General features: G+C 61.3%; 18 protein-coding genes. 6 read left to right on the top strand and 12 right to left on the bottom strand.

The features are described from left to right. The first annotated feature begins 39 nt into the window (after nucleotides 1–39). Nucleotides 40–1,752 (top strand): alpha,alpha-phosphotrehalase, encoded by a 1,713-nt coding sequence (locus CAQU_RS02555; RefSeq protein WP_075724951.1) that lies wholly within the window; start codon nucleotides 40–42, stop codon nucleotides 1,750–1,752. 73 nt (nucleotides 1,753–1,825) lie between these two features. Here CAQU_RS02555 and CAQU_RS02560 read toward each other — a convergent pair whose 3' ends face one another. The 3 genes from CAQU_RS02560 to CAQU_RS02570 form a co-directional block, all read right to left on the bottom strand. Further along, nucleotides 1,826–2,452, bottom strand: coding sequence for a DUF1707 SHOCT-like domain-containing protein (locus tag CAQU_RS02560; RefSeq protein WP_075724953.1), 627 nt, complete (start codon nucleotides 2,450–2,452; stop codon nucleotides 1,826–1,828). A gap of 173 nt (nucleotides 2,453–2,625) precedes the next feature. Continuing rightward, nucleotides 2,626–4,407 (bottom strand): acetyl/propionyl/methylcrotonyl-CoA carboxylase subunit alpha, encoded by a 1,782-nt coding sequence (locus CAQU_RS02565; protein ID WP_075724955.1) that lies wholly within the window; start codon nucleotides 4,405–4,407, stop codon nucleotides 2,626–2,628. Between the two features lie 580 nt (nucleotides 4,408–4,987). Continuing rightward, nucleotides 4,988–5,872: a sulfurtransferase gene (locus CAQU_RS02570; protein ID WP_075724957.1), complete on the bottom strand. Its 885-nt coding sequence runs from the start codon at nucleotides 5,870–5,872 to the stop codon at nucleotides 4,988–4,990. Nucleotides 5,873–6,354: 482 nt separating this feature from the next. Between CAQU_RS02570 and CAQU_RS02575 the strand changes: the two genes are divergently transcribed. The 3 genes from CAQU_RS02575 to CAQU_RS02585 all read left to right on the top strand — a co-directional run bounded on the left by CAQU_RS02575 (nucleotide 6,355) and on the right by CAQU_RS02585 (nucleotide 9,159). Continuing rightward, nucleotides 6,355–7,416, top strand: a complete 1,062-nt coding sequence (locus CAQU_RS02575; protein ID WP_075724959.1) for a Cj0069 family protein — start codon at nucleotides 6,355–6,357, stop codon at nucleotides 7,414–7,416. Nucleotides 7,417–7,579: 163 nt separating this feature from the next. Continuing rightward, the gene (locus CAQU_RS02580) at nucleotides 7,580–8,554 is read left to right on the top strand and encodes a hypothetical protein (RefSeq protein WP_075724961.1); all 975 of its coding nucleotides are present in this window, start codon (nucleotides 7,580–7,582) and stop codon (nucleotides 8,552–8,554) included. 116 nt (nucleotides 8,555–8,670) lie between these two features. Further along, entirely contained in the window at nucleotides 8,671–9,159 is a 489-nt protein-coding gene (locus CAQU_RS02585; protein WP_075724963.1) for a DUF2505 domain-containing protein, read from the top strand. A gap of 46 nt (nucleotides 9,160–9,205) precedes the next feature. Here CAQU_RS02585 and CAQU_RS02590 read toward each other — a convergent pair whose 3' ends face one another. The 3 genes from CAQU_RS02590 to CAQU_RS02600 all read right to left on the bottom strand — a co-directional run bounded on the left by CAQU_RS02590 (nucleotide 9,206) and on the right by CAQU_RS02600 (nucleotide 12,192). Further along, nucleotides 9,206–10,354 carry a hypothetical protein gene (locus tag CAQU_RS02590; RefSeq protein ID WP_157108866.1) on the bottom strand — a complete coding sequence of 383 codons (1,149 nt, stop codon included), beginning with the start codon at nucleotides 10,352–10,354 and terminating at the stop codon, nucleotides 9,206–9,208. A gap of 71 nt (nucleotides 10,355–10,425) precedes the next feature. Continuing rightward, nucleotides 10,426–11,448, bottom strand: coding sequence for a hypothetical protein (locus CAQU_RS02595; protein WP_157108867.1), 1,023 nt, complete (start codon nucleotides 11,446–11,448; stop codon nucleotides 10,426–10,428). Between the two features lie 324 nt (nucleotides 11,449–11,772). Then, a complete protein-coding gene (locus CAQU_RS02600; RefSeq protein WP_075724969.1) occupies nucleotides 11,773–12,192 on the bottom strand; it encodes a DUF3151 domain-containing protein in 420 nt (139 codons plus the stop codon). A gap of 349 nt (nucleotides 12,193–12,541) precedes the next feature. On the opposite strand from CAQU_RS02600, the gene CAQU_RS02605 reads away from it, so the two are divergent. Further along, nucleotides 12,542–14,212 carry an alpha-keto acid decarboxylase family protein gene (locus CAQU_RS02605; RefSeq protein ID WP_075724971.1) on the top strand — a complete coding sequence of 557 codons (1,671 nt, stop codon included), beginning with the start codon at nucleotides 12,542–12,544 and terminating at the stop codon, nucleotides 14,210–14,212. Nucleotides 14,213–14,300: 88 nt separating this feature from the next. Here CAQU_RS02605 and CAQU_RS02610 read toward each other — a convergent pair whose 3' ends face one another. The 6 genes from CAQU_RS02610 to CAQU_RS02635 all read right to left on the bottom strand — a co-directional run bounded on the left by CAQU_RS02610 (nucleotide 14,301) and on the right by CAQU_RS02635 (nucleotide 20,350). Continuing rightward, on the bottom strand, nucleotides 14,301–14,885 hold the full coding sequence (locus CAQU_RS02610) for a peptidylprolyl isomerase (protein WP_169836018.1): 585 nt from the start codon (nucleotides 14,883–14,885) through the stop codon (nucleotides 14,301–14,303). Nucleotides 14,886–15,159: 274 nt separating this feature from the next. Further along, nucleotides 15,160–15,870 (bottom strand): hypothetical protein, encoded by a 711-nt coding sequence (locus CAQU_RS02615; RefSeq protein ID WP_075724974.1) that lies wholly within the window; start codon nucleotides 15,868–15,870, stop codon nucleotides 15,160–15,162. Nucleotides 15,871–15,950: 80 nt separating this feature from the next. Next, entirely contained in the window at nucleotides 15,951–16,571 is a 621-nt protein-coding gene (locus CAQU_RS02620; protein WP_075728313.1) for a Maf family protein, read from the bottom strand. Between the two features lie 100 nt (nucleotides 16,572–16,671). Beyond that, on the bottom strand, nucleotides 16,672–17,985 hold the full coding sequence (locus CAQU_RS02625) for a hypothetical protein (protein WP_075724976.1): 1,314 nt from the start codon (nucleotides 17,983–17,985) through the stop codon (nucleotides 16,672–16,674). A gap of 352 nt (nucleotides 17,986–18,337) precedes the next feature. Continuing rightward, nucleotides 18,338–18,598: an acyl-CoA carboxylase subunit epsilon gene (locus CAQU_RS02630; protein ID WP_075724978.1), complete on the bottom strand. Its 261-nt coding sequence runs from the start codon at nucleotides 18,596–18,598 to the stop codon at nucleotides 18,338–18,340. A 123-nt stretch (nucleotides 18,599–18,721) separates the two neighbouring features. Then, the gene (locus tag CAQU_RS02635) at nucleotides 18,722–20,350 is read right to left on the bottom strand and encodes an acyl-CoA carboxylase subunit beta (protein ID WP_075728315.1); all 1,629 of its coding nucleotides are present in this window, start codon (nucleotides 20,348–20,350) and stop codon (nucleotides 18,722–18,724) included. Between the two features lie 359 nt (nucleotides 20,351–20,709). Between CAQU_RS02635 and CAQU_RS02640 the strand changes: the two genes are divergently transcribed. Then, the gene (locus CAQU_RS02640; RefSeq protein WP_075724980.1) at nucleotides 20,710–21,399 is read left to right on the top strand and encodes a class I SAM-dependent methyltransferase; all 690 of its coding nucleotides are present in this window, start codon (nucleotides 20,710–20,712) and stop codon (nucleotides 21,397–21,399) included. Nucleotides 21,400–21,487 lie beyond the last annotated feature (88 nt).

Below are 21,487 nucleotides of genomic sequence, written 5' to 3' on the forward strand. Positions count from 1 at the left end.
TGCCCGGCTGGCGCGTTACCCGCACCCACCGGAGGTCCCATGGCAACCACACGCCCCTTCGCCCACAAGGTCGTCTACCAGGTCTATCCCAAGTCTTTTGCCGACAGCAACGGCGATGGGGTGGGGGATCTCCGCGGAATCATTAACCACGTCGACCACATCGCTTCCCTGGGAGTGGATGCAGTGTGGATGAATCCTATCTATCCCTCCCCGGGCAAAGACAATGGTTACGATGTGGCCGACTACACCGCCATTGATCCGGCGATGGGCACCATGGCCGATTTTGAAGAGCTCGTCGCGGCGCTGAAAGCCCACAACATTGATGTGATGCTGGATATGGTGTTTAATCACTGCTCTGACCAGCACGAGTGGTTCCGTCGCGCCCTGGCAGGTGAGGCAAAGTACCAGGACTACTTCATCATCCGCGACAAGGACGACATCACGAGCTGGGAGTCCAAGTTTGGCGGGCCTGCCTGGTCACCTTTCGGCGATACTGGGCGCTACTACCTGCACCTCTTTGACCCCAGCCAGCCGGATTTGAACTGGCGTAACCCCGCAGTTCGGCAGGAATGCGCCAACATCGTCAACTTTTGGCGCAGTAAAGGGGTGGCTGGTTTCCGCTTCGATGTCATCAATCTCATCGGCAAGGACGAGGTGTTGCGCGATGCGCCTGAAGGGGTCGATGAGCGCGACATGTACACCGATGGCGAGATCGTGCACGACTATCTGCGTGAACTGGCAGCCCGCAGCTTTGGCAGGGACGATAATCACCTCACCGTGGGGGAGATGTCCCATACTTCTATCGCGCATTGCCTGGCTTATACCGGCGCCGAGCGCGGCGAGTTGGATATGACGTTTAGCTTCTACCATCTCAAAGCCGACTATGTCGATGATATGAAGTGGACTGATGGCAGTTTCCAGCCCGGCAAGCTGATCCATATTCTGCACGCCTGGAATGAGGGGCTGAGTGCGGGGGATGGGTGGCCGGCGTGGTTTCTGAACAATCACGATCAGCCGCGGGCGCTGTCTCGGTTTGGGGATCCGGAGAACTATCCTTTCGAGTCGGCCAGCATGCTTGGGGCGCTGGTGGTGCTCAACCGCGGCACTCCCTATGTCTACATGGGGGAAGAAATCGGGATGACCAACCCGGATTATGCGGGGGTGGCGGATCTCGTCGATGTGGAAAGCCACAACGCTTATCGCATTTTGTTGAGCCAGGGGCTCGATGAGGACACGGTGTGGCGGATCGTGAAGGCAAAGTCGCGGGATAATAGCCGTTCGCCGATGCAGTGGGACGACTCGGAGTTTGCGGGCTTTTCGACGCATTACCCGTGGCTGCTGCCCACCAACCAGGACAGCATCAATGTGCAGGCCGCGCGGGCGCTGCAGGAGCGGCTGGCCCGTGAAGGGGTGCGGGGCCAGGATGAGGTGGGTTCTCCGCGGGAGGTGTTGGGGTTTTATCGGGCGTTGGTGGATATCCGCCACCGCGAGGAGGTGTTTGCCCACGGTGATTATGTAGCCCATCAGCCCGATTCGGATAGCGTCTACGCCTTCATTCGGCAGCATCGGGGCACCAGGATGCTGGTTGCGTGCAATCTCACCGCCGAGGGGCAGTCATTGCGCCTGCCGGAGGGGTTTGTTGGTGCGCGGGTGTTTTTGACGAATGGGGCCGCGCACCCGGCGGCCGGGCTGGTGAGGCTGGATCCCTATCAGGTCATCGTGTACCGGGCTGTCGATGGGCTCAGAGGCTAGGGATTAAAGAAAGGCGGCGGCGCTTTTTAAAGGTGGGAAAGCGCTGCCGCCTTTGTGTCTGCTGGGGGGTGGCTCACCAGAGGTCTTTGGTCTTTTTCACCATGCGGGTGGCGGCGTCGGTGACTTCGTTGGCGAGCTGCTGGCGTTGGATTTTGGCTTGCTGCTGCAGCAGGCGTTGTTGCTCTGTGGCGAGCTGTTGGTTCATGTGGTTTTGTTGGCGCTGCATTTCTAGCTGGAGCTGGTGTTGCTTTTGGGCTAGTTCTTTTTGGCTGGGCGTGTACCAGGATTTGGGCCCGATTTTGAACACGTACAGGCACAGCGCGATGGTGACGATGAGCAGCAAGGCGATGCCGTCGTTGGAAACCAGGGTGAGGCTGATCAGGGCGCCGAGTGTCATGAGCCCGCCGCGGATTTGTTTGCCGCTGGCGCGTTGGTGGCCGGCGGTGGCGGGGGCGTAGCTGTTGGGCTGGACGAGGTTGGCGGTTCCTGTGGGGCCGGGGGCGTCGAGTGCGCCTGCGGGGATGTCTGCGAACAGGCAGTCTAGTTCGTGGCGGGTTGTGGCTGCGGCGGCTTTGGAGGAACGGGTTTCAAACTCGTCGAGGGAGAGGAATCCGCGACCGGTCAGCGCTGTGAGTGTGTCGAGGGCGATGGCCCGGTCGGCATCGCAGACACGCAGTTTACTTGGGTCTTGGGGATTCATGGTGCCAATCTTAATAGCTTTGGGTGGGGTGTGGCTGGCCAGTCACCCTGATTTTGACCCTGATTTTTTCGTGGGTGTGCAAAGGCCCGGGGCCCTTCGTTCTCGTGGTGAGAAGCGAAGGGCCCCGGGTGGTGGGTGCTTAGCGCTTGGTGGGCGTTAGGCGGTGGGTGCTCTTACTTGAGCTCCATGAGGACGTGGCCCTTGTTGACGCCTTCGCCGGCGGCTGCTGCCAGGCCGGTGACGACACCGGACTTGTGTGCCTTGACCGGGTTTTCCATCTTCATGGCTTCGAGGACGACGACGGTGTCGCCTTCGTTGACTTCCTGGCCTTCTTCGACGTTGACCTTGATGACGGTGCCCTGCATGGGGGCTGCGACGGCGTCGCCGGAGACGGCCTTCTTGCCGGCGCCACCGCGGCGCTTCTTGGCCTTCTTCTTGGCTGCGCCACCGGCGCCACCGCCGAGGGCCAGGTCGCCGGGCAGTGCGACCTCGACGCGGCGGCCGTCGACCTCAACGACGACCTTCTGCTTCGGGGTTGCTTCTTCGTCTTCTTCGGCGTCTGCCGGGTCGACGTATGCCGGGATCGGGTTGTCCCACTCTTCTTCGATCCACTTGGTGTAGACGTCGAACTTTTCGCCGTCGCCGATGAATGCGGGGTTTTCGACGATGTGCGCGTGGAAGGGCAGGACGGTGGGCATGCCTTCGATGACGTACTCGGACAGAGCGCGGCGGGCGCGCTGCAGGGCTTCGTCACGGGTTTCGCCGAAGACGATCAGCTTGGCGAGCATGGAGTCGAACTGGCCACCGATGACGGAGCCTTCGACGATGCCGGAGTCCATGCGGACGCCGGGGCCGGAGGGCTCGACGTACTTGGTGATCTTGCCGGGGGCCGGCATGAAGTTGGAGCCGGCGTCCTCGCCGTTGATGCGGAACTCGAAGGCGTGGCCACGCGGGGTCGGGTCTTCCTTGATGTGCAGTTCGCGGCCTTCGGCGATGCGGAACTGCTCGCGCACGAGATCCAGGCCGGTGGTGACCTCGGTGACGGGGTGCTCCACCTGCAGACGGGTGTTGACCTCGAGGAAGGAGATCAGCCCGTCGGAACCGACGAGGTATTCGACGGTGCCGGCGCCGTAGTAGCCAGCTTCCTTACAGATAGCCTTGGCGGACTCGTGCAGGCGGGTGCGCTGCTCCTCGGTGAGGAACGGGGCGGGGGCTTCCTCGACGAGCTTCTGGAAGCGGCGCTGCAGGGAGCAGTCGCGGGTGCCGGCGACGACGACGTTGCCGTGCATGTCGGCGACGACCTGGCACTCCACGTGGCGTGCCTTGTCGAGGTAGCGCTCCACGAAGCACTCGCCACGGCCGAAGGCTGCGACGGCTTCACGGGTGGCGGACTCGTAGAGGTCTTCAACCTCGTCCATCTCGTAAGCGACCTTCATGCCGCGGCCACCGCCACCGAAGGCAGCCTTGATGGCGATCGGCAGGCCGTGCTCCTCAGCGAAGGCGCGCACCTCGGCGGCGTCCTTGACGGGCTCCTTGGAGCCGGGGGCCATCGGGGCGTTTGCGCGCAGTGCGATGTGGCGTGCGGTGACCTTGTCGCCGAGGTCGCGGATGGACTGCGGGGACGGGCCGATCCAGATCAGGCCGGCGTCGATGACGGCCTGGGCGAAGTCGCCGTTTTCGGACAAGAAGCCGTAGCCGGGGTGGATGGCGTCGGCGCCGGACTTCTTGGCAGCGTCCAGAATCTTGTCAAAAACGAGGTAGGACTCGGCGGAGTTCTGTCCGCCAAGAGCGAACGCCTCGTCAGCCATGGAAACGAAAGGTGCGTCCGCGTCCGGCTCGGCGTATACGGCGACGCTCGCGATGCCGGCGTCACGGGCGGCGCGAATCACGCGGATAGCGATTTCGCCACGGTTGGCCACTAGGACCTTGGTGATCTTCTTGGTCTCGACGGTCACTCGACCCCTCCTGGGAAGTTGAAGTGTTTCGTTAAAAATTAGTTGTCCATGCGTCCAGCGCAACCGCTCGCAGTTGGCTGCGGCGCACGAAAGTCACACGGTGTCCACGCAAAGGCTTCCACGCTTACGGTCCGCGGGCAATCATGAGCTATCTAGCGGACGGCGCGATCAACGCGTCTTGCCGGTGTGGCCGAAGATTCACGTGTGAATCCCCGGTCGCTCATGTGTCTCACGGCACGAAGAGAAGGCGATGGTGCAACAGACAACAGTCATTCTTGCACACAAATGAGGACGGGGTGGGGGGATTTTGTGACCTTTTGGGCTGGACACCCCTGCTTCTCGCCCCCGTCTGGGGGTGGATTTCGATGTTAGCTGCACACTTGTACGTTGTTCAAGAGTGCTTGTGGGGGAAAACTATTTCGTGCAACCTAAGCTCAGTAGCATCTTTGCCCCGCAGCGCTTAAAAAACGGGGACAAGGCTGCGCCGACCCAAACCGGCATCTAAGATGGGCAGGGCGCGTTAATGCGCCCGCTCCGCGGGGGCAGGGCAGGCGCGTCAGGTGGGGGTGGAGGCTGGGTTCTAGACCGTGCCCGGCTCCGGGCCGACGGCGATGGGCTGGCGGATCATGTTGCCCCATTCCACCCAGCTGCCGTCATAGTTGCGCACATTGTCAAAGCCCAACAGGTACTTCAGTACAAACCAGGTGTGTGCGGAACGGTCACCGATGCGGCAATACACAATGGTGTCGGCCTTGGGGTCGAAATCGGCATACAGCTTTTCCAGATCCTCGCGGCTGCGGAACTGCCCACCCACGTAGACGGTCTGGTTCCACGGCACATTGACCGCGGTCGGGATGTGACCGGCCCGGATGGCGCCTTCTTCCGGATAGTTCTCCATGTTGGTGCGGGCACCCTCGTACTCCTCCGGGGTGCGCACGTCGATGAGGTTGACCTGGCCGAGCCCCTGGGTGACATCCGAGTGGCTGGCGCGCAGCGGAACCTCATCGCGGGTGGGAACCGGGTAATTGGTGCGCGGGTATTCCGGCACTGCGAAGGAGGTTTCGCGCTCCTCTGCCATCCACACGTCGCGACCGCCGTTGAGCAAGCGCACGTCCTGGTGGCCAAACAGTTCGAAAACCCACAGGGTAAAGGCGGCCCACCAGTTGGACTTGTCGCCATAGATCACCACCGTGTCATCGGGGCTGATGCCCTTAGAGCTCATCAGCTCGGCGAAAGCTTCGGCAGAAATATAGTCGCGCTGAATGGGGTCGTTGAGATCCTTATGCCAGTCGATGCGCACCGAGCCCGGAATGTGTCCGATGTCGTAGAGCAGCGAATCCTCGTCGGACTCGACGACTTTCAGCCCCGGGGTGCCCAGGCGTGCGGACAGCCACGACGCGGAGACAAGCCGCTCGGGATGGGCGTAGCTAGCAAACGGTGCAAACGGGTCGGCGGGAATAGCCATCGGAAAAGTCCTTTGAGAAATCAGTTGTAGAAGCGGTTGGCGCCCCACCTGGGCCGGGCGGTCGGCGGGCGCACTGCCTGCCGGAGCATGGAGACGCGCGACGCCGGGAGATGTGCAACCCGGGCGGGGGATAGGTGGTGATGTGATTATCGGAAAATGTGTGTCACCTAGTGTATGCGGACAATGGCACTTTTGAGCGCAATCCGTCACTTTCCCCCAATTTCTGTGGCGTTAGTTACGTATTGCCCTTCGGGTAAGCAAAGTTCACAGCACAACAACTACCCTTGAAGGTGACCGCTGGACAACACCGGTGGTCGGCTGGCAGCCAACAAAACCCATGCAAGATGGGCAAATTGTTGGCGCGGCTCACATAATTTACACCCAGCCCACTCCTCCAATTTCCGTCAGGGCGCCCAGCAGTGGGCATTGGAGGTCTCGGACGTCCACTGCGTCCACAGGCTGAGCTTTAAGGAGAACTTTTCGTGCACAAGGCAATCGTCGTATTCGAGGTCGAAGGCGGCAACGACAAGCAGTTCAACGGCCACCGCAAGGACACCATGCCCATCGTCGACGCCATCAAGGCGAAGGGCTGGAACGCAGAGGTCGTCTACTACCGTCCCGAGTGGGCAGATCAGCTGTTCGAGTACGTGTCCAGCAACTTCGACGCCTACATCTCCCGCGTCAACCCCGGCAACATCCCCGGCGGCGAAAAGGGTTACTTCGACCTGCTGACCCGCCTGTCCAACGAGGCTGGCCTCGTCGGCATGTCCACCCCGGAAGAGATGATGGCCTACGGCGCCAAGGACGCGCTGGTCAAGCTGTCCGACACCGACCTGGTCCCCAGCGACACCTACGCCTACTACGACGTCGAAAGCTTCCACAAGACCTTCCCGTCCTCCCTGTCCTACGGTGAGCGCGTGCTCAAGCAGAACCGTGGCTCCACCGGCTCCGGTATCTGGCGCGTCCAGCTCGAAGACAAGGAACTCGCCGCCAGCGTCGAGCCCGGCACCGAGCTGCCCCTGGACACCAAGCTGCGCTGCACCGAGGCCGTGGACAACCACACCGAGATCCGCGAACTCGGCGAGTTCATGGACTTCTGCGACCAGTACATCGTCGGCGACAACGGCATGCTCGTCGACATGCGCTTCATGCCCCGCATCGTCGAGGGTGAGATCCGCATCCTGCTGGTCGGCCCGCACCCGGTCTTCGTTGTGCACAAGAAGCCGGCTGCCGGTGGCGACAACTTCTCCGCCACCCTGTTCTCCGGTGCCACCTACACCTACGACAAGCCCTCCGATTGGCAGGAACTCGTCGACATGTTCGCCGACGCCCGCCCCGTCATCGCTGAAAAGCTCGGCGGCGACAACATCCCGCTGATCTGGACCGCCGACTTCATGCTCGACGACGCTGAAGACGGTGGCGACACCTACGTCCTCGGCGAAATCAACTGCTCCTGCGTCGGTTTCACCTCCGAGCTGAACATGGGCATCCAGGAAATGGTCGCCGACGAGGCCATCTCCCGCGTCGAAAAGAAGCACGCTTAAGTTCTTCTGCCTGTCCACATAAAGGCGCCGGCCACAGGTTTGTGGTCGCCCCAATGTGACACCCGCCCCGCCTCCCACCACCCGGTGAGATGCGGGGCATTCCCGTCTGCGCACCCCGCCCCCATGCCTCACCCGCTCGGGCTGCACACGTACAGTGATGTGCATGAAAAAAGGGCAAAAACACCCCCGGACTACCCGCGTACTCTCGCTGGCGGCCACCAGCGCACTCCTGTGCGTCGCCGCCTGCAGCACTGATGCGACCACCCCCGCTGCGAGCACCAGCGCCGAACCGACGGCGGCCACCTCATCCGCCAGCAGTGACGTCGCCTCCACCAGCAGCACGCCCACCAGCGCGCAAGCAGCCGCAGCCGATAAAGGGCTATGCGACCCGGACACGGTCAGCGCAGACCTCGGGGGTGAATACGACACCATCAGCGATTGCGATGGTTTATGGGCCTATGCGGCGCTCAAAGTCGCACAGCCAGTCGGCGATACCACCAGCATCATCCGTTTCCGCAATGGCCACTGGGAAGTGTTCACAGCACTGCCGGTAGCCCAAGAAGACATGTGCGAAGAGCGCGTTCGCGAACAAGGCGTGCCTGAACGATTCCTAGGCGTCGGAAATTTCCACTCCTGCCAGCGCCCCAGCGAGCCCATCCAGGGCGATAGCTCCCCGCAAGCAGCACCCACAGCACACACCGATGCCGGCTACTACCGGTCCTGGTGGGGACACCCAGAAATGGGGGTGCCCTGGGAGATGGGAGCCAACGGGCAGCCCGTGTTGGGTATCAACCCGGCCGGCGAGGTCTCCGCGGTCAAGCTGCCGGACGGCACGGTTAAAACCGAGCAATACCCGGGCTGCGATGGGCGCGGCATCATCATCGTCGACAGCTACATTGAAACCGCAGGCGACAACCAACAGGGATTGGCCGACATGCTCGCAAAGCACCCCGGCGCATCCTTCCTGTCCCCCGGATACTGTCCTTCGCTGCGGGGCTCGCTCGATGGAAAGAGGATCTACCCGGTCTACTACGACATGGGTTACAAGTACGCGAACCTGTGTGAGGGCAAAGCCAGCTACGGCGGCAACGCTCGCCGTTTGTCCGAGACCGCAGACTACAGCGACCCCTGCCTGTAGGTGCGCTAAGCCATCATGGCGCCCAGCTTTTAACCACCGGCGCTGCTTTGAGTCACTACACTGGTGTGTCTAAGGCTGTGGAAGCAAACTTTTAAGCTGAAAAGGACACCGAACAAGTGCATTTTGAAACCTCATTCACTTACCCCGCCGACCTCGAGCGCGTCCTCGAGATGCTGCGCGATAAGGAATACCGCCGGGTTCGCATGTCCGACAACGTTGAATTCGGCGCACTGTCCTCACAGACAGAAGGCGACGACACTGTCGTGATCTCCGAGATGACTCCGGCCGAATCCGCGGTGCCGGAATTCGCCCGCAAGATTGTGGGCAAAGGCGCGCGAGTTTTCATGACCGAGCGTGTGGCTCGTGTAGACGACAACACTGGCCGCGTCATCATCTCCGTGAGCGCTAAAGGCATTCCGGTGTCCGCCGAGATCACCCTCAACCTGGTGGGCGCGGGCAATTCCACGAACGCCACCGCCGCTGGTTCCTTCAGCGTGAACGTGCCCCTGGTGGGGCGCGCAATTGAGGGCAAGGTCGCCCCGAAGCTCGACCGTTTCGGCGTGTACGAGTCTCGCGCCGCCCTGAAATACCTCGAAGGCAAGTAACAGCCACAGACGAAGACCCCGCCGTCTGGCGGGGTCTTCGCGCATCCTAGCCCTCTAGGTGCTGGCTTTCTGGCAACTGGATCGGGAACTCGTACTGCTCGATGTCCAACCCAAGATAATGAGCCACCCTGCGCTGGCTGCGCTCCAGGGAAAAGAAGTAGGTCATTGTGTGATCGAACAAGGCAGCTGCCGGCAGCTCACCATCGTCGTTGGTGTAGGTCCTGATGAGGTCCAAAATGATCCGGTCGGCGAAGGTTTCCTCCGTGGTGCGGTGGCGAAACAGCACCCGCGCCTGGGTATCGCGATCGCCGTTTCGGGCGGCAGCAAACATCACCCGGTCGAGGAGTTCTTTTTGGCGCTGCTCCAGCTTGACGAAAACCGGGTGCAAAGCCAATAGGCTGCGGTAGGCATCCTGGGTGTGGCTCGAGGCATAAGGGCTGGTGGCGTGATCCTCGCCGGGTTGCAAAACCGAGCTGAAACGCGCGCTGATCGAGGGTTCATAATCGACCATGCCTGCGGGCAAACCGTCTTCATCGAAGGTCACCACCTGGCCGGTGGGGTCCAAGAGGCGTTGGGCTGTGTCTTTGAGCTGCGCGTCTTCGGGCTCGCGGGCGAAACGCTCCAAGGCAATGGTGGTTTTTTCCACCCCGTGTAGCAGCACCGCCATGAGGGTATCGGCCACCGCGAAGGGCAGCGGGCGGTCGTGCGTGCTGTGCCAGGTGGCGATGGAATCGAAAGCATCCGCCGTTTTCGGGGCGTGAGATTCGCGCAGCATCCCGGCGAAAAGCCGACGTTTATGTGCTTCCTCGCGGCGAGGCAAGCTGGGGGCGACCGCGGTGGGCCGTGGTGGTTCGTGCGGGGACGGCAGCTGGGTCAGCGGCGGCATCGTCACCCGGGTAAGTGCCTCCCAGTGGGCGGTGGCCTCACCGCTGAAGACCGCGGTGGCCTGCGCGGACTCGATGAGGTGGTTAAGCAGCGTTTGAATCAGCGCGCTCACACTGGCCGGCAGCGGCCTATCCGGCGAGGTCGTCGACTCGATTGCCTCGCGCAGCTGGCGAGCAATCAGCGGCACGAAAGCGGCATCTCGGAAGGAATCTGCGCTGTTTTCGGACAGGTGCTCGAGATAGTCCAGTAGCATCTTGTGGCCGAACTGATCTGCATCGTCGGGGTGAAATGCGGAAGGCGGAGGTGACATCGGTGTCATCGTGACTCCAAAATGGACGACGAAAGTGAAAACGATTCACACTTTACTATGCCACCAGGTCTCTAACGACCGCAGCCTTCCATGGCGAATGCGTAGGTCTTATCCCCGGACCTGAAAGCGTAACCGCGGCCGTTTTCAAAAGCCACACTGATCCAGCCATCCGCATGGTTGGGGCTGGGAATCATCAGCTGATAACCGCCGTAATAGTTGGTGGGTTGCGCGGCAGGAAAAGCGGCACGGAACTGCTCAACAGTGGAATTCAATGGCAAAGTGTCGGCAATGAGCACAGACGCCGGGTCGACAGGGTACTGGCCGTAGATACCGACCAGTCGATCCTGATAGAAAGAGCCAGTCGTGCCGTCCGGCAGGCTCGCCCCGGAACAACTATCAAGAGCGGGCATGCTCAGCTCCGGCCACTCGCCCCCGTGGGCCTCACCAATGGCGTGATTATTGACCGAACCAAACCCGACCCGATACGCATAGTTGCCCTGTGGCGCCGGGGCAGCAGTGGCCGCCGGCTGGGGCAGGCTAGTGACGATATCGACATCCGTCACCCGCCCTGAATCATCAAAACTGTGCTTGAGATACACACCAGGGCGGTTGGTTTCCCACCACAGGGAAGATCCCTGGGTGGCGGTGGGCTGCCCATACGTCTTGGTGATCAGATCGCGCGGATCGTCCGACCAATTCCCGCCGATCGGCAACGCCAAAACATATGCCTTGCCCTGAGGACTATTGGGGTACATCAGCGCGACGCCATGGCCCAGATTTACCCACCGATAGTTGCTATAGGTGCGCACATCCTCACTGCCCGGAACCTCCCCGCTGTCGGAAACAAAACCATTACCCTGCGGCCGGATGCCATTGAGAGCGGAAGGCAAGATAGCAAAACCGTAGTTGGTGTAACCAGCACCGCTGCCCTGATCCGACCACGTCACTTCTTCCGCAGCAGGCTGGGTTGGTGCAGCGCTCGAACTCGGCGCAGCACTAGTGGAGCTGCTAGCGGCCGACGAGGAGGTCACAACAGCCGACGTCGACGAAGCACTGCCGGCAGCACTGGTGACAGCGGAATCACTAGCTGCCACCCCGTCAGCATCATTGCTTGAAGAAGAACATCCACCAAGCGCGACCGCTGCCACCAGCGTGGCTAAAGATACGGTTGCAGCGCTACGTGAAAGCCGGGAGAAAAATACGGGGTGCGACATCGGCGAAAAACCTCCAGTGACAGGGTGTGTCTGTCACTCTAAAACGCCCACCCACATCGACACAGCCACCCACATCGTTCGGGCACCCACTAAAGAAGTCACCCCACCACGCCACCACGATGATGCCCCGCCCCCCAACCATCCACCAGGATCTGAACAGGGGCGGGGCACAAAGAACCACCGCAACAAACAGGTTGCAGACTCTTAAGAATCCAGCAGCTCAGACACCGACTCAGGATCACAGTCGCTAAGCAAAGCGCGACAACGGTCATACTCGTGATCCTCACCAATAGCCTTAGCCGCCTTCGCCAGCGCCGCAATGGCGCGCAGCACAGCACGATTCGGCTCATGCGAAGCCGGAACCGGGCCAAAACCCTTCCAGCCATTGGCGCGCAACGCATCCAAGCCACGGTGGTAGCCGGTGCGCGCATAGGCGTAGCCCTCAATCGTGCGGCCCTCGGCAAGCGCATGCTCCGCCAGGTGGGCCCACACCCCACTAGAGGCAGGATTTTCCTGGGCAATCTCACTCAACCGCACCGGCCCATCGGCACGAGCCAAAAGCTCCGCTACCGGATCGACCGGCAAATGAACTGGGGGAGGGGCCAACATGTCATTGATCTTCATGGGCACCAGAGTACAAAAACCAACCACCCCACGGCACACAATCAACGCCACCACCCCATTGCGGCAGACAACCGCAACGCCTGCCTCCACCCCATCTGCGCCGCCGCGAAAAAGCCATGCACCGTCCCACGGGCAGGGAAGTGTCCAAGGCCTGCACAACCCGGCACCGGCAGGTTTTGTGGGGGAGAACACACATTATTGCGCTGTGCGGAGTAGCATTGCCTGGTAATCCACAAAGGTTTCTTTTCCAACCCACCTTCACCCGGCCACACCGCCCCACCCATCGGCGCCACGGCCCCAACCGAAGGGGAAAAGAAGCTTTTTCTTCTCACACAAAGGAGAACCCGCCGTGAGCGAAACCTACACAGTTGCCGACTACCTCTTCGACCGCGTCGCCGAAGCAGGAGCCTCCGAAGTTTTCGGTGTTCCCGGCGACTTCAACCTGCCCTTCCTCGACAACGTCCTGGCACACCCCAAACTCGACTGGGTGGGCAACAACAACGAACTCAACGCCGGTTACTGCGCCGACGGCTACGCCCGCCTCCGCGGCTTCGCCGCCATGGTCACCACCTTCGGCGTCGGCGAACTATCCGCCATCAACGCCACCGCAGGCTCCTACGCCGAATACGCCCCGGTCCTGCACATCGTCGGCGCCCCCGCCCGCGCCACCCAAGCATCCGGCCTGAAAGTCCATCACACCCTCGGCGACGGAAAATTCACCCACTTCTACGACATGGCCCGCCCCGTCACCTGCGCCCAAGCATGGCTGACCCCCGCCAATGCCGCCTCCGAAATCGACCGCGTCATCCGCACCATCCTCGTGGAACGACGCCCCGGCTACCTCCTGCTCAGCCCCGACGTGGCCCGCGCCCCCATCTACCGCCCGGACACCACGCTGACCGCCGACATGGACAGCGTCACCTCCTCCGCCGCGCTGACCGCCTTCGAACAAGCCGCCACCGAATTCCTGGCCGGCACCACCGCCACCGTGCTGGCCGACCTCCTCGTCCACCGCCTCGGCGCCCAAAAAACCCTCACCGACTTCCTCGCCACCAGCAAACTGCCCTACGCCACCCTCGCCTGGGGCAAAACACTGGTCAACGAGTCCAGCCCCAACTTCGCCGGCGTCTACGCCGGCCGCGCATCCTCCGAACGCGCCCGCGAAGCCGTCGAAGACTGCGAACGCCTCATCACCTGCGGCGTCGAATTCACCGACAACACCACCGCAGGCTTCTCCATGAAGCTCGACGCCGACCGCATCATCCAAATCGACGCCTCCCAAGCCACCGTCGGCGGCCGCCCCTTCGCACCGATCCACATCAAAGACGCCATCGCCGCAGTCAGCCGCGCAGCCGACAAAGCCGGAGTCACCGCACACCAACTGCAACCCGTCGTCAAGGAACAACAAACCCCCATCGACGAAGACAGCCAACTCAAACAAGACGACCTGTGGGAAATCTTCTCCGAATGGCTGCCCAGCGACTCCATCGTCGTCGCCGACCAAGGCACCAGCTTCTTCGGCATGGCCGACCGCAACATGCCCGACGGCTCCATGTTCATCGGCCAGCCACTCTGGGGCTCCATCGGCTACACCCTGCCCGCCGCCCTCGGCGCCGGCATCGCCGACCGAAACCGCCGCAGCGTCCTGCTCATCGGCGACGGCTCCGCCCAGCTGTCCGTCCAGGAAATCTCCGTCATGCTGCGCGAAAAAATCAACCCGCTGCTGATCATCATCAACAACTCCGGCTACACCGTCGAACGCGCCATCCACGGACCCAACCAGGAATACAACGACATCGCCACCTACGACTGGCAAAAAGTCCCGGCAGCCCTCGGCGGAAACGACAACAACAGCCTCGTCCTCAAAGCAAGCACCCCCCGCGAACTCCGCGAAACGCTCGCCACCGCTGAGGCCACCCGCGACAAACTCGTCCTGCTAGAAATCATGATGGAACGCGACGACATCCCCCGCCTGCTCAAGACCATCACCGAAGCACTCGCGGAATCCAGCCGCAAATAACCCCAACACACACCAATGCCCCGCGGTTTCCACCGCGGGGCATTGCTCTAGGCACAAAAGCTCACCACCGCTTCGGCCTACACCATCACTAGTGATACGTCGCCCGAGCCGACTCAATCACCACCGGCTGCGCAGGTGCACCATCCGGACCACCATCGGCAGTACCCTTCGCCGCGATCCCCTCAACCACCTCCAGGCTGCCCGCAGCCAAATGACCCAACACGGTATAACTCGGAGGCAACTTCGAATCCTTATACACAATAAAAAACTGCGAACCATTGGTATTGCGGCCAGCATTAGCCATCGCCACAGTTCCCGCCGTATACAACCCCGTCGAATTCGACTGGCTCACCGGGTACTCATCATGAAACTCAAACCCCGGCCCACCACTACCAGAACCGCTCGGATCACCGCACTGCAACACAAACAAGCCACCACCAGTAGTCACCCGGTGACACACCGTGTCATCAAAATACTTCTCATCCGCCAAATGGCTAATCGCATTCACCGCACACGGAGCCTTCTTCGGATCCAACTTCACCTCCATCGTGCCCTGGTTGGTCACCAAAGACAGATCCACCTGATGAGTCGGAGCCTTCACCGACGGCAAAGACACCTCCCGGGACGCAGAGCGCGTCGGAGTGTACTCACAGTTGATATCCGCAATATCCACGGCATGACGCTTCGCTAGCTGGTCCTCAACAACAGAACACCCAGACAACCCCGCCACAGCGAGCACCGCGCCAACGACGCAAGTGGACGCAAGAGCACGCGAAGGTTGAAACACACGAGGACTGAAGAACATAACCATCAAGTGTACTGGCAACACCTGAAAACTCCGCCTTGTGCTGCACATTTCGTGCGCAACGGGTCACTCAACCACCGTGTGAGAGCGCCCTCACCCTCAACCAATAAACCCCCGCAGCATCACCCGCTGAACCAGCCCGCTATAGGATCCCCGCATCCGACACCCGCACCTCAGCATCCGGGTGCAAACCCGCCAGATCCCCAGCACGAGACCCCCGCTGCGAACTGCCCGCACCATCGCCCGGGCGTGGACCCGGGGTGGAGGCGAACTCACTCAACCCCAGCGCATAACTGACCGAAGTGATCCGCTTTGACGACGGATCATAGCCAACAATCCACGCGGCATCATGCTCGGAAGAGTCCGCAAACACCACATAATGACGATTCGTATTCGTATTCACAAACGCATGAATCGCCGAACCGTACTCCCGCTGCGCAAGCGACAACGGCATCCCGGGGCGAATAAATTCCGGGGTCTGCGGCACCCGAATCTCCGTCAACCGATCCCCGTCGAAAAAGTAGCGGGCATCCTCCAACGTGAACTCATCGCGCTCCGCACCATTTTCCACAAACACGCGACGGGACTCGTCCGGCCAATTCGCCACCGAAATCTTGACGAACTCCAAAGACGCCCCCAACGTCACTGAGTTCACCAGCACCTTGCCATCCCCATCGCGAGAAATCACAGACTCCGTGGCAATCGGGGCATAGCTGTTCTCACCCGACGGCTTCCGATCGCCCGAGCCAATCACGTCATCCACGGTCCAGTCGCCCATCGAAGAACCATCACTGGCCCAGACGAACGCCAACACCGCAAACAAAGCGATAACGGTCTGCAAAATCTGTTGCATAAGCCACAATCCTACCAACCGTGATGGGGCTGAGAAGTGAAAAAGTCACAAACCCCACAAAAATGGGGCACATTTTCGGGTTAGGTAGCTGGTCGCGTCAACTCCGGGGAGAAAAACTCGTGCACATCCAACCCGAAGGAATAGAGTCCCCGCCGCACCACCGGCAGCGAAAGCCCGATCACGCCCGAAGGATCCCCATCAATATTGTCGATAAACCAGCCACCGATAGCTTCCAACGTGAACGCCCCAGCGCACGGCAGAGGCTCCCCAGTGGCCACATAAGCCGCAATATCGGCATCCGAGGGGGACGCGAAACGCAAAGTCGTGGAAGCAGTTTCTACGTACTCTTGGCCCTCTGGGCCGATCAAGCAGTGACCGCTGAGCAACTCAGCGGTCTTGCCACGCTGATTCTTCCACCGCTCAATAGCGACCTCGGGGGTATGCGGCTTGCCCTGCAACTGCCCCTCGATCAGCAGCATCGAATCCCCACCGATGACTACCTCGCCAGGAAACTTGCCTGCCACCGCGTGAGCTTTCGCCCGCGCCAGCTGTGCAACCTTTTCCGCAGCGGAGGCATCACTCAAGCTATCCAGCAGCGCGTCCTCGTCGACACCGACCGGGGCAGCCAGCACCGGCTCCACACCGCCGCTACGCAAAACACTGAGACGGGAAGCAGAGGTCGAAGCCAAAACAATACGCATGAATGACATTGTACGGCCGGGGTCTCTTGCGGAGAGGAACGCACAAAACCACCCGCACCATCGATAGGTGCGGGTGGTCACGTGTTTAGACGAATTGGGGCTAGTGGGCCCACTTCAGCCATACCGCGGCGAGCACATCTTTCGGGGAAGCCTCCCCACCATCGAACTGCCAGGTAGCGTCGAGGGGATTGAGTCGCTGACGGCCAGCATCGTTAAACCAGGGTTGGGCCCCGCCGCTGGTGGCACCTGACGCCGTGGATACCGCACCATCTTCCAACTGCACCGCATAGGGGGCATAGGGGTCGAAATGATCGGCGGGCAGCTCGGTGGTGGCGCGAACGTAGGGCATGCGGGTGATCACGCCGGCGAAAGGATCGGTGACGCAATACGCGGACTGATCGGAGAGCATGCAGGCATTGATCGTGTTGCGGGCCTGTGGCTTGCCGCACAAGCTCATCTCCGCAGGAATGCCGCTAACCCCGGGATTATCCCAACAGCTGACGGGCTCGGTGGTGGTGGCGTCCTTGACGACCCACTGCGCAGAAATCTTTCCATCCTTGGTGAAAGGATGACCCACCAGGAACGCAGTTCGGGGTTTGCCGGTGATGTCCTGCTTGATCGCATCAACGTGGCCTGCCACCTCTGCCGGGGCGGAACTGGGTGCCACCTGCTCGGGGGCGGCGTAGGTGCCGAAACCGCCGGCAGCGTCAGTTTCCATCTGCTTGGCGGGGAAAAATGCTGGCGGGTTATCCATCGAGGAGTCCTCGCGCGGGGGCAAACAATTGCAGTAGGAGATCGATTCAACGACCTGCTCATCGGAATCAGCTGCGGTCGTGTAGCGAATCAGCAGGGCTTGACGCGAATCCCCGGCGCTATACAACTCCACCGGCTCATCCAGCGTGAGAACCCAACTGGGGGATCCCAGCTCCTGGCGAACCACGCTGCGCGCAGTCCCCACTGCGATCCCGTATTCAAGGGCGGCGTCACTATCGGCGACCGATACGATGCGCTCTAGTGCGCCGTCGGCAAAAATTAGTTGCCACGCCCCGCTGGTAGCCGCAGTCAATTCTCCCGCAGGCGGGCAGAGCGTGTCGACGCACATCAACTCTTGCCTGTCGAAAGGCTTCGGGTCGGTTAGATCTGGAAGTTGCTTGCGAACCTCATCGAGGGTTTCCCCGAGCGCAATGTTGGGCAGCGGTCGGGCACGATTCACGGTCGCATGACCGGCGGGCTTGGTGGTCGTGGTGGGGTCTTGTGCAGTGGTCTGCCCGGAGGTCGAACTGGTGGTGGCGCTGGTGGTAGGGGAGGAAGAAGTGTCAGTGGAACAGCCCACCGCTAGTGCGGCAACGCAGCAGCATGCCAGTGCTGCACCCACAACGGGGCGACGGGATCGGGAAGAAGTGGCGAAACGCAAAGCTTTCTCAAGCCTCCTTGAATAAGCAACAAGACCGCAAAAACTGCTGCCGGACGTTGCTGTCGTGGTATGCCGAACGCGGCGGGCCGCGCGGTGAAAAAGGCGACTCTACGCCCCACCGCCCGCGCGCCCAAAGTGGCGCGGTGCGAAGTGTGGGGGCGCACAGTGTCGGCATCAGGCCCACCTTGTGGCTGGCCTGCTTTCTACTGGGTCAACGGGGCGTGCATTTCGATTGTTTCGGACTTTATTAAATTGGCATCCTTTTGAGAGCAACTTGTAATGATAAGAAAAGTCGAGAATGAAAAAACCCACCGTCCGGCAAGTGCCGAACGGTGGGTTGTGCAGTCTGCTCTTAGTAGAAGCTGACGTTGCGGAACGCGGTGGGGTTGTACGTCATGGGGCGACGCAGGCGCTCTTCCAAGCTGCCCCACAGGTTGCGGTCACGCTCGCCTTCCTTGGCGCCAGCTGCGTTGTTAGCCATGGTGGCGAACACAGCGGTCAAGGTCGCAACCTGAACATCATCCGGGTTGCCTTTAAGCACCGTGAGGAAAGGAGCCTTGGGCTTCTCCTCAGGGGTGGTGGCGTCCTCACCGGTGGTGGGGTTCTCGCTCATGTTCAACGTCTCCCTTCGAAGACAAGTTTCTAGTGTGCGTGGGTTTCCAGCTCACTTGCCGGGGCGGTGGCCGGTACTCACCTGGAGTATCGGGTGGATGGCCACCCTCGTTAGGGGAGTAGTTTACAGCGGGATGTTGCCGTGCTTCTTGGCGGGCACGTTAACAACCTTGCGGTCCAGCAGGCGCAGGCCCTCGATGATCTGGCCGCGGGTCTCGCTCGGCGGGATAACGGCGTCAACGAAGCCACGCTCGGCAGCCATGTAGGGGTTGACCAGAGTCTCTTCGTATTCCTTCTGGTAGTCCTGCATGACGGCGGCCACATCCTTGCCCTCAGCAGCGGCGGCCTTGAGCTCCTTGCGGTAGATGAAGCCGACGGCGCCAGCGGCACCCATGACGGCGATCTGTGCGGTCGGCCATGCCAGGCAGATGTCGGCGCCCATGTCCTTGGAGCCCATCACGCAGTAAGCGCCACCGTAGGACTTGCGGGTGATCACGGTGATCTTGCCGACGGTTGCCTCGGCGTAAGCGAACAGCAGCTTCGCGCCACGGCGGATGATGCCGTCGTATTCCTGGGTGGTGCCGGGCAGGAAGCCGGGGACGTCGACGAACTCGATGATCGGAACGTTGAAAGCGTCACAGGTGCGCACGAAGCGGGCAGCCTTCTCGGAAGCCTTGATGTCCAAGCAGCCGGCGAACTGCATCGGCTGGTTAGCCACGATGCCGACGGAACGGCCTTCGACGCGACCGAAGCCACAGATGATGTTCTCGGCGTAGCCTTCCTGGATCTCCAAGAACTCTCCGTCGTCGACGATGCGGGTGATGACATCCTTCATGTCGTAGGGCTGGTTCGGGGAATCCGGGATGAGGGTATCCAGCTCGAGGTCAGACTCGGTGATGTTCTCCTGGATGGAACCAACCATGATGTCGGCCTCCGCGCGGGGAGCCTCAGCGCGGTTGTTGCTGGGCAGGTAGCTGACCAGCTCGCGGACCCAGTCGAGAGCGTCTGCGTCGTCGGAGGCGGTGTAGTGGGAGGTACCGGACATGGACATGTGGGTACCAGCGCCACCCAGCTCTTCCTGGGTGACTTCCTCGCCGGTGACGGTCTTGATGACGTCGGGGCCGGTGATGAACATCTTCGAGGTCTTGTCGACCATGATGATGAAGTCAGTCAGGGCAGGGGAGTACACGTGGCCACCGGCGCAGGCACCCATGATGAGGGAGATCTGCGGGATGACACCGGAAGCCTGGGTGTTGCGGAAGAAGATCTGGGAGTACAGACCCAGGGAGACGACGCCCTCCTGGATACGGGCGCCAGCGCCTTCGTTAATGCCGATCAGCGGAACACCAGTCTTGATGGCCAGATCCATGATCTTGACGATCTTCTCGCCGTAAACCTCACCGAGGGCGCCACCGAACACGGCGCCGTCCTGGGAGAACACGCACACCTTGCGACCATCGATGGTGCCGTAACCGGTGACAACACCGTCGGTGACGGGGCGCTTGGCGTCGAGGCCGAAGTTCTTGGAGCGGTGGCGGGCCAGGGCATCGACCTCGACGAAGGAGCCTTCGTCCAGCAGGTATTCGATGCGCTCGCGGGCGGTCTTCTTACCAGCGTCGTGCACCTTCGCCACGGAGGCTTCGCCCATGGGGGCCTGAGTCTCTGCGATACGTGCGCGCAGGTCGGCAAGCTTGCCGGCGGTGGTGGTCAAATCGGGCGCAGCAGCGCCAGTGGTGTTCTGTGCAGCAGTCATGTGGGTCAGTTTAAGCGGGTGGGGAAACTTTCGCAGTGTGTCTGGGAGAAAAGTTTTTGACATGTGTGGTTTCCCCCACCCTTTTGGGGGTGGAATGGTCTAGTTCTCACCCGCAACGTTGGGGATGATGGGTGGGAAAGGTTGGTAAAGCCCGCATCTGGCGCACACAAAAACCCACCCTTTAGCCCCAGTGCACCCCGCGCCTGCCGAGGAGGTGGAGACGGTGTGTGGTTCCGGCGGGAAAGATTTGGCGCTATTTTTGACAATCAAACGACATCCGCACAGCCAACCATCTCCACCGCTTCACCGAGTGGGGACTGGGCTGGGTGTGGGGAGGAAAATAGTTGAAGGAGTGCACGGTGAACAGTCTGTCCCACCACGGTTCGGATGAGCATCCGGAAAACCACGACCCGGGCCACTATTTCGATGCGCTGGCCGCGCAGTGGGATTCGCCGGAGAGGGTGGCTCGGGCGCAAGCCTTGGCGCGGGTGATGGGGCCACATTTGCCGGCGGATACCCAGATCATTATCGATTTTGGGTGTGGTAGCGGCATCGTTGGTCGCAGCCTGGGGGTGCGCGACGTTATTGGTGTCGAGGTCTCGGAAAAGATGCGCGAGGTTGCAGCATCCCATGGGGTGCGTGTCTACGAGCGCCTCGATGAGGTTCCGATCTGCCAGGTTGATGCCATTGTTAGTTCGATGGTGCTGCACCACGTGGATGATGTGGCTGCAACGCTGCGGGAGCTGGTTTCCAGGGTGCGTCCGCTCGGCAGCGTGGTGGTGGCCGATTTGGATGCGGGGCAAGAGTTTTTCCACGCCCACATGGCGCGCACTGACGCCAGCTCCCCAGCGGCCTCGGATACTCCGGATCCGACAGCCCACGTGTTCCACCATGGTTTCGACCGGGATTTCTTTGCTTCCTGTTTGGAGGATGCGGGCCTGGTCGATGTCCGTGTGGTCGATGGGTATACCGGGGTCAAAGAGGGCAGCGAGGGGGAGCCCGCGCGGCAGTATTCCGTGTTTGTGGCTTCTGGGGTCAAACCGCAGTAGCCCTAGCGCCGGTATTTAAGACGACAAAGAAAAGTGGGCGGCGGTGTCCCCCGTGTTGGGATGAGACACTGCCGCCCTCTTTGTGGAG

The sequence above is a fragment of the Corynebacterium aquilae DSM 44791 genome (genome assembly GCF_001941445.1).
Classification (GTDB): Bacteria; Actinomycetota; Actinomycetes; order Mycobacteriales; family Mycobacteriaceae; genus Corynebacterium; species Corynebacterium aquilae.

Excerpts from the sequence above, each read along its gene's own strand:
- CAQU_RS02555 (WP_075724951.1), top strand. The coding sequence starts at position 40 with ATGGCAACCACACGCCCCTTCGCCCACAAGGTCGTCTACCAGGTCTAT.
- CAQU_RS02590 (WP_157108866.1), bottom strand. The coding sequence starts at position 10,354 with ATGTCACCTCCGCCTTCCGCATTTCACCCCGACGATGCAGATCAGTTC.
- CAQU_RS02635 (WP_075728315.1), bottom strand. The coding sequence starts at position 20,350 with ATGACTGCTGCACAGAACACCACTGGCGCTGCTGCGCCCGATTTGACC.
- CAQU_RS02580 (WP_075724961.1), top strand. The coding sequence starts at position 7,580 with ATGAAAAAAGGGCAAAAACACCCCCGGACTACCCGCGTACTCTCGCTG.
- CAQU_RS02560 (WP_075724953.1), bottom strand. The coding sequence starts at position 2,452 with ATGAATCCCCAAGACCCAAGTAAACTGCGTGTCTGCGATGCCGACCGG.
- CAQU_RS02600 (WP_075724969.1), bottom strand. The coding sequence starts at position 12,192 with ATGAAGATCAATGACATGTTGGCCCCTCCCCCAGTTCATTTGCCGGTC.
- CAQU_RS02570 (WP_075724957.1), bottom strand. The coding sequence starts at position 5,872 with ATGGCTATTCCCGCCGACCCGTTTGCACCGTTTGCTAGCTACGCCCAT.
- CAQU_RS02620 (WP_075728313.1), bottom strand. The coding sequence starts at position 16,571 with ATGCGTATTGTTTTGGCTTCGACCTCTGCTTCCCGTCTCAGTGTTTTG.
- CAQU_RS02630 (WP_075724978.1), bottom strand. The coding sequence starts at position 18,598 with ATGAGCGAGAACCCCACCACCGGTGAGGACGCCACCACCCCTGAGGAG.
- CAQU_RS02615 (WP_075724974.1), bottom strand. The coding sequence starts at position 15,870 with ATGCAACAGATTTTGCAGACCGTTATCGCTTTGTTTGCGGTGTTGGCG.